Genomic DNA, 6,523 nt, shown 5'->3' on the forward strand with positions numbered 1-6,523 from the left:
ATCCAAATGAAAACGGTAAAAACGACCTTAATGACGCTCACCGCTGTCGCTGTTGTTGGCTGGATTGGCTATCGCTTTTATCAAGCCTATCAACCTGAACCAGTCACACTGCAAGGCCAGATTGAGTCTCAGCAGTACAGCATCTCCTCTAAAGTGCCGGGGCGCATTGACCAAGTTTTGGTGCGCAAGGGCGATCAAGTGGAAAAAGGCCAACTGATCTTCACTCTACTCAGCCCTGAAATTGATGCCAAGTTGGAACAAGCGATCGCTGGCCAGAAAGCCGCGGGGGCACTGGCTCAAGAAGCAGAAAATGGTGCGCGTGAACAGCAGATTCAGGCCGCCAAAGATCAATGGCTCAAAGCCCAAGCGGCAGCAGAACTGGCTGAAAAAACGTATCTGCGCGTCAATAACCTTTACAACGATGGTGTGGTTTCCGAACAAAAACGGGACGAAGCGCAAACCCAATGGCAAGCCGCCAAATACACCGAAAGTGCAGCGTTGCAGATGTATCAATTAGCCAAAGAAGGTGCACGAGAAGAGACGAAACAAGCCGCGCTCGAAAAAGCACGCATGGCTGCTGGTGCGGTGGCTGAAGTCGAGGCATATGCCGCCGATACCAAGATTCAAAGTTGGTTTGATGGTGAAGTATCACAAGTGTTGATGCACAGTGGTGAGCTGGCTCCGCAAGGTTTCCCTGTCGTCACAGTGGTCGATACGCAAGACACTTGGGCAGTATTTAACGTGCGTGAAGATCTGCTCAAACACTTTACCCAAGGTGCTCAGTTTACGGCTTATTTGCCAGCTCTGGATAAATCCATCGAGTTTAAAGTCACTCACGTCGCCGTGATGGGCGATTTCGCCACTTGGCGCTCAACCGATGCCACTCAAGGGTTTGACCTACGTACGTTTGAAGTGGAAGCACGTCCAGTCACGCCAACCGAAGGCCTGCGTATGGGCATGAGCGTTGTGGTTAAGTTATAAGTTGTGGTTGAACTTAAAATGAAGCACGCCATCCCCCGCCAATGGACGTTACTGCGTCACGATAAATGGTTACTTTCCTGTTTAACATGGGTGCCCATTCTGCTCGCCGTCTCCATTTGGTGGATTTTTTCCCAAGGCATAGCGCGCGATCTGCCGTTTGGTGTGGTGGACTTTTCCCACAGCCAGCTTTCACGCCAGCTTATTCGTGAGGTCGATGCGACATCGACACTGCTTGTCAGTCAGCATTTTGCGAGCGTCGATGAAGCCAGCCAAGCAATGCGCAGTAATCAGATCTATGGCTTTATGGTGATCCCCGCACAATTCGATAAAGCCACTTATCGTCAAGAGCAGCCGCAAGTAACGACCTTTTACAACAGCCAAATGATTTTGGTCGGTAAGCTCGTTAACTCAGCGGTGGTGCAAGCACAAGGCACATTTAATGCTCAAGTGGATGTGATGAAAAATCTCGCCACCAAAACGCATACTACCCTTGCGGCCATGGGGCGCTCGGTGCCCGTACGCACACAAATAACGCCACTCTTTAACCAAAATACCAACTATGCGCAATTTTTGGTGTCGGCGATTGTTCCTGCTTTATGGCAAATCACCATTGTCGTTAGCACCATTTTGATTCTGGCAGCCAACTATCGTCATTACGGGTTAAAGTCTTGGCTCGCGCAGTCTCCCTTAACCCAGTTAACCCGAACCCTATTGCCCTATCTCCCCATTTTCATGCTGCAAGGGCTTGGTTTTTTGATCTGGTTTTATGATGTACTGCGCTGGCCTATGTTTGGTCACTTTTCCACTTTGCTGCTTGCTCAATCGATTACCGTGGTGGCATGCGTGATCATGGGGGCATTTTTCTATTTCCTCACGCTCGATCCCGCTCGCGCGATGAGCTTTGCTGGCGCTTTCACTGCGCCCAGTTTTGCCTTTATGGGGATCACCTTTCCGGCAAGCGATATGAACACGCTCGCTCAAGCGTGGCGCAATTTGTTACCGATCAGCCACTACATTGAAGTGCAAGTGAACCAAGTGAGTTATGGGCTTGATGCCTTAAGTTCTTTACAGCCTATGGTCAATATGTGGGGCTATCTTCTGCCGCTTGGTTTGGCGCTACTTCTGATCCGCAAGCATTTAGCGCGGGAAATGGGAGCTGCCGTATGACCTTATTTGAGCTATTTAAAGCAGAATTAAAAGCACTCTTCACCAACCCTGTTGTCGTGCTGACCGTTTTTGGTGGCGTGGTGTTTTATTCTTTCCTCTACCCGTTGCCTTACGCCAAGCAGATCCCCCGTGAACAGACCGTTTCTGTGGTCAATCTCGATCAAAGTCAGGCCAGTTTTCAACTGGAGCGGATGGTGGATGCCACGCCGCAAGTCAAAATTGTTCAGCGTGATCACACCATTGCCGATGCCAAACAAGCTTTCTTAGACAAGAAAGTCGCAGGCATCTTGGTGATTCCTGAACATTTCTACAAAGATTTGCTACTGGGTAAAAGTCCAACGCTCGCTTATGCGGGTGATGCTTCCTATTTTCTGGTTTACGGTACGATTGTTGAAGGTTTAGCCCAAGCGGGCGGTACACTCGCAGCACAAACCAAAGTCAGTCGTTTGGTCATCGAAGGTGAACCGATGGCGTTTGCCGCGCAGCATTTCTCGCCAACCAATGCCAACCTGAAACCCACTTTTAACCCACGTATGGGCTATGTCGATTACGTCGTACCCGCCGTTTTTGTATTGATCCTGCAGCAAACGCTGATCATGGCGGCTGGATTGATGGTTGGGACACAAAAGCAAGGTCACGGCTATTGGAGCCGAGTCGCCCCTGCCAAACTGTTGTTAGTGCGTAGTTTTGTGCTGGTTGCGGTCTACTACTTGCTGAGTCTTTATTATTTCGGTGCCAGTTTTGATTTGCACGGCGTGAATACTTTAGCAAAGCCAAGTGATCTCATCAGTTTGCTCTTGCCGTTTTTATTAGCCTGTAATTTTGTCGGTATTGCGTTGGGAGCAGTGACTCCAAGACGCGAACTGGTCACTTTGGTGGTGTTAATTAGCTCCATGCCACTGATTTTTACCGCTGGATTTATTTGGCCGTTGGAAATGATCCCTGCGCCTTTAGTCTGGCTTGCGCAGTGCTTCCCAAGCACACCGGCAATCCAAGGCTTTCTGGGTTTAAACCAAATGGCGGCCAGTTGGTCAACCATAGCACCAAAATGGACACTCCTTTGGGCACAGGCTTTGGTATGGGGCGGTTTGGCGTTTTATCTTTTACGCCGAGATCGCCAGCGTACCGCTAAACACCCACAATAATGTCTACTCTTGCCACTGTTGACGCATGCGTTCGACAGTGGCTTCATCCACCCCATGCACGTTTTGATAACGCTCTCGACACACCAGAATCGTCAGCTTAGCTCGATATTGTCGGGCAAGTTTTCGGTATACCGCCATCTCCCAATGCCGAACAAAAGTATTCGATACCACCACGTCTTTGCCTTGTTGCAGCCAGTATTCCGTCTGTTGTTGACACCATTCATGGGCTTGCGCCAAGTGTTCGGGGCGAAAATGGTACTCACCTTGTGGATTAACAAAATACATGTCTGCTTCCAGATGGACAGCAGACAAGGTCTTCGCCAAGGTTGATTTCCCCGAACCTGGCAAACCGCGAATAAGGGTTAAATGAGGTCGCATACTTGATTCACAGTAGTCAATTGTGCCGAGAGATACTAACTTAGATTGAGGTTCGTTGCATTTTGCTATCGACAATAATTTTCGGTTGAGTTATAAGTCTGGATGTTTAGACGTCCAAATTAATGCTTAGGGAGAAAGCTGTGCCGATTAGAATCCCCGACCAATTACCGGCGAGTGATGTGCTACGTAACGAAAACATCTTCGTTATGTCCGAATCGCGTGCTTCGACGCAGGAAATACGCCCACTCAAGGTGCTATTGTTAAACTTAATGCCTAAAAAAATTGAGACGGAAACTCAGTTTTTACGCCTCTTGTCCAACTCCCCTTTGCAGGTCGATATCGAGCTGCTGCGCATCGATGACAGGCCAAGCAAAAATACTCCAGAAGAGCATCTCAACACCTTCTATCGCCAATTTGAGCTGGTCAAAAATCGCAACTTCGATGGGTTAATCATCACGGGCGCGCCACTGGGCTTAGTACAATTTGAGGATGTCGCCTATTGGCAGCATCTACAAAACATCATGGCTTGGGCTAAAGCGCATGTGACCTCCACTCTTTACATCTGTTGGGCGGCGCAAGCTGGGCTGAAGCTGCTGTACAATTTGCCCAAACGTACGCGTGAAGAGAAACTGTCCGGTGTCTATTACCACGACATCCATAAGCCGTTTCACCCTCTACTGCGTGGGTTTGATGATCGCTTTCTCGCTCCGCACTCTCGCTACGCAGATTTTGATGCGGAATTTTTGGCTGAGCATACTGATCTCGATATTCTGGCAACGTCCGATGTGGCGGGCGTTTACCTCGCAGCGACCAAAGATAAGCGTAACGTGTTTGTGACTGGCCACCCTGAGTACGATGCTTACACCCTACATGGTGAATATGTGCGTGATCTGGGCGAAGGGCTTAATCCTGCGATCCCCGTCAATTACTACCCCAATGACAACCCAGATAACAAACCTTGCGCCAGTTGGCGTAGCCACGGGCACTTGCTGTTTGCCAACTGGCTTAACTACTGCGTTTATCAACAAACACCGTATGATTTGGAAAAATTCAGCGAAGCCAATTTTACCAAAGACGAATAATCCTTCCGGCCGCCCTGTGCGGCCTTTTATCCCTTTACTCGCCTTTCCGCCTTTAACTTCTGCCTGATATCCCATCCACTTGGCGTTGCAGCTTGAAGTCAGAAGGGGGATACATCAATAGATTTGCCAACTGACTCGCAGACTTAAACCTCACCGCTCGGCCTCCCAATTGAATTGCCTATCATTGAGGCGTTAACGGGAGGGATGTATGAAAAATGTGTTTGGTTTAGGGCTCATAATCGCCTTAGCAGGCTGCGTCACCGTCACTGAAACGGCGGGTAACGCAACGCAAAGTGACCCAACTGAGATGGCAGAGGCGCGCATTGCCCTTGGTTTAGGCTATTTAGAAAATGGCAGCATGATCAAGGCACGGGAAAATTTAGAAAAAGCACTACAGCATGCGCCGGATTATTACCGCTCACAACTTTCAATGGCGCACTATTATGAGGCTGTTGGTGAAAATGATGCTGCGCGGAAAATGTACCGCACGGCACTAAGCGAGCACCCGAAAAACGGTAATGTGCTGAATAACTTCGGTACCTTTTTGTGTAAGCAAGGCGAGTATGACACGGCAGATCAATACTTTCGCCGTGCGGTCGAGCAACCTTATTACTACTTAATTTCAGCCAGTTACGAGAACGCCGGATTGTGTGCTCTCAAAGCAGGGAAAACGGACAACGCTCGTGAATATTTCAAACGTGCTATCGATCACGATCCAAATCGTCTGCTGTCCATTTTACAGCTGACTAAAATGGAGATTGAAGCCGGCGACTACACACCCGCTCGCTTACGTTTAATGGACTTGAATCAGCGTTATGGCTATCAAAAAGCCTCACTCAAACTACTGATTGAATTAGAAAAACGCGCTGGGAATTCTGCGTTAGAGCAAAAATATCAAACCCTATTAAATTCTCTCTCTTAAGGTTTATTTGATATTGGTTGGACGACCACCGCCCTGACGATCTCGATAATGAGTGCGCCGCAATCGGCGCACTTTTTGCGCGCGCTGAATTTTTAAGTATTCGCGATAAATAATCCGAATAAAAAAAACCAATCCAATCAAGAGCAGTAACGCAAAAATACTCATAAAAGGAACACACAGCCAATGAGGCTGGCAGGGTGCGTAGAGTGGAACGTCTTCAATTCTCATCTTGCCCCTCCTGGATTTTTATTTAGGAGCGATTGGCTTTTTACTTTTCATGTTCAGTAACTTGTTTAAAGCTTAACATTTTGCCTGCCACCACAGCTTGCGCTGCTCTGCATTTTGAAAACTCCAAGCAATAAAGCGACTTATCTTCTGCCCTTGTGCCATCTCTATTACATGTATCGACTGAGCCCCGAGTTTTTCCAGCTGTTTTTTCATGCCACGAACGTTATCACCTTTAGAAATCAAAGTGCTAAACCAAAGCACTTGCTGCGCGAACTGCTGGCTTTCTACCGCCATTTTACCAATAAAAATCCGCCTTCTTAGAAGGCGGTTTTAATATAAGCCCCCTAAAAGGGGGCCACGACGCTGTTAGTCTCTCAATAACTCTAACTGCTGCTCTTGCTCAAGCTCTTTTTTGTCTTGATGCCGTACATACCGTCTAATGATTTCTTCATTTACACCTACCGTATCCACAAAATAGCCTCGCGCCCAAAAATGATTTCCCCATAACTTTTTCCTGATATGTGGAAACTTGTTGAATAGCCTAATTGCACTCCTACCCTTTAAAACTCCCATCAACGTCGAAATCGATACTTTGGGCGGAATTATCGCAACTAAGTGGA

At 48.1% G+C, this 6,523-nt stretch carries 7 protein-coding genes and 2 pseudogenes; 5 read left to right on the forward strand and 4 right to left on the reverse strand.

Annotated elements, in window-relative coordinates; translation table 11 throughout:
• Positions 1-6: 6 nt before the first annotated feature.
• The 3 genes from T411_RS0110040 to T411_RS0110050 are packed head-to-tail and all read left to right on the forward strand — an operon-like array spanning position 7 to position 3,293.
• Positions 7-981, forward strand: a complete 975-nt coding sequence (locus tag T411_RS0110040) for an HlyD family secretion protein (protein WP_000859623.1) — start codon at positions 7-9, stop codon at positions 979-981.
• Between the two features lie 18 nt (positions 982-999).
• Positions 1,000-2,148 (forward strand): ABC transporter permease, encoded by a 1,149-nt coding sequence (locus tag T411_RS0110045; RefSeq protein WP_000679656.1) that lies wholly within the window; start codon positions 1,000-1,002, stop codon positions 2,146-2,148.
• Positions 2,145-3,293, forward strand: coding sequence for an ABC transporter permease (locus tag T411_RS0110050; RefSeq protein ID WP_000171811.1), 1,149 nt, complete (start codon positions 2,145-2,147; stop codon positions 3,291-3,293). The genes T411_RS0110045 and T411_RS0110050 overlap by 4 nt, the downstream gene beginning before the upstream one ends.
• A 3-nt stretch (positions 3,294-3,296) precedes the next feature.
• Here T411_RS0110050 and T411_RS0110055 read toward each other — a convergent pair whose 3' ends face one another.
• Complete coding sequence (locus T411_RS0110055; protein ID WP_001247361.1) at positions 3,297-3,671, reverse strand: ATP-binding protein; 375 nt, start codon at positions 3,669-3,671, stop codon at positions 3,297-3,299.
• A 140-nt stretch (positions 3,672-3,811) separates the two neighbouring features.
• Between T411_RS0110055 and metA the strand changes: the two genes are divergently transcribed.
• Together metA and pilW are read left to right on the forward strand one after the other, a co-directional pair.
• Positions 3,812-4,753 (forward strand): homoserine O-acetyltransferase MetA, encoded by a 942-nt coding sequence (metA, locus tag T411_RS0110060; RefSeq protein WP_001122740.1) that lies wholly within the window; start codon positions 3,812-3,814, stop codon positions 4,751-4,753.
• A gap of 208 nt (positions 4,754-4,961) precedes the next feature.
• The gene (gene pilW / locus T411_RS0110065) at positions 4,962-5,675 is read left to right on the forward strand and encodes a type IV pilus biogenesis/stability protein PilW (RefSeq protein ID WP_000799873.1); all 714 of its coding nucleotides are present in this window, start codon (positions 4,962-4,964) and stop codon (positions 5,673-5,675) included.
• Positions 5,676-5,678: 3 nt separating this feature from the next.
• On the opposite strand, the gene T411_RS0110070 is transcribed toward pilW, so the two are convergent.
• From T411_RS0110070 to tnpA, 3 genes and pseudogenes are all read right to left on the reverse strand, one after another.
• Positions 5,679-5,903: a hypothetical protein gene (locus T411_RS0110070; RefSeq protein WP_001217307.1), complete on the reverse strand. Its 225-nt coding sequence runs from the start codon at positions 5,901-5,903 to the stop codon at positions 5,679-5,681.
• 72 nt (positions 5,904-5,975) lie between these two features.
• A pseudogene (locus tag T411_RS0110075) lies at positions 5,976-6,209 on the reverse strand (RlmF-related methyltransferase); the annotation flags it as partial.
• Between the two features lie 60 nt (positions 6,210-6,269).
• Positions 6,270-6,523 (reverse strand): annotated as a pseudogene (gene tnpA / locus T411_RS01000000119295) (IS200/IS605-like element IS1004 family transposase); the annotation flags it as partial.

This window comes from Vibrio cholerae ATCC 14035 (assembly GCF_000621645.1).
GTDB classification, from domain to species: domain Bacteria; phylum Pseudomonadota; class Gammaproteobacteria; order Enterobacterales; family Vibrionaceae; genus Vibrio; species Vibrio cholerae.

Excerpts from the sequence above, each read along its gene's own strand:
- T411_RS0110040 (WP_000859623.1), top strand. The coding sequence starts at position 7 with ATGAAAACGGTAAAAACGACCTTAATGACGCTCACCGCTGTCGCTGTT.
- T411_RS0110045 (WP_000679656.1), top strand. The coding sequence starts at position 1,000 with ATGAAGCACGCCATCCCCCGCCAATGGACGTTACTGCGTCACGATAAA.
- T411_RS0110050 (WP_000171811.1), top strand. The coding sequence starts at position 2,145 with ATGACCTTATTTGAGCTATTTAAAGCAGAATTAAAAGCACTCTTCACC.
- T411_RS0110055 (WP_001247361.1), bottom strand. The coding sequence starts at position 3,671 with ATGCGACCTCATTTAACCCTTATTCGCGGTTTGCCAGGTTCGGGGAAA.
- pilW (WP_000799873.1), top strand. The coding sequence starts at position 4,962 with ATGAAAAATGTGTTTGGTTTAGGGCTCATAATCGCCTTAGCAGGCTGC.
- T411_RS0110070 (WP_001217307.1), bottom strand. The coding sequence starts at position 5,903 with ATGAGAATTGAAGACGTTCCACTCTACGCACCCTGCCAGCCTCATTGG.